Annotated in this window: 1 pseudogene; it reads right to left on the bottom strand. The window is 70.9% G+C overall.

Going from position 1 to position 477, the window contains the following annotated elements:
* Window positions 1–477, bottom strand: a pseudogene (locus RNB18_RS51285) (hypothetical protein); the annotation flags it as partial.

Genomic DNA, 477 nt, shown 5'->3' with positions numbered 1-477 from the left:
GTCGAGTACCACCATGTCGCCCGGGTCCAACCCGAGCGTCGTCACGTCGATGCCGGTATCGGGATCTGGATCGCCGGGCCAGCGGAGCTCCGACATCATCTCCCGGTGCAGAGTCGGGGTGAGATAGCGGATCCGGTCCGCCTCGGCGAGCAGGCGTGCGGCGGTCTCGATCTCGGCCGGGTCGTCGAGGACCGTCAGTTCGGCACCCTCGTTGCGAGCGGCGGCCCGCAGGCCGTCGAGCACGTCGGTGGCGATCGGCGCCGACGTGCCCCGGAGCCGGTTGGTCTCCCGGGCCAGCATCGGTTCATAGAGCTCAGCCAACTCAGGTGCGTTGCCGGGGGAGAACTCCGCGATCCCGTACAAGGGTGTGCCCTCGTCACCACGGGACCACTGCACGTGCCCGGTCAGGCCGTGTGCGGCCGCGGCCACCCGAGCGTTGAACGCCGCAGCCCCCAGCGCCACCGCGCTGCCCCGGTA

The organism is Streptomyces doebereineriae (genome assembly GCF_031845645.1).
Lineage (GTDB): Bacteria > Actinomycetota > Actinomycetes > Streptomycetales > Streptomycetaceae > Streptomyces > Streptomyces canus.
The sequence above is the reverse complement of the archived record's forward strand: the minus strand, read 5'-3'. Positions and strand labels throughout refer to the sequence as shown.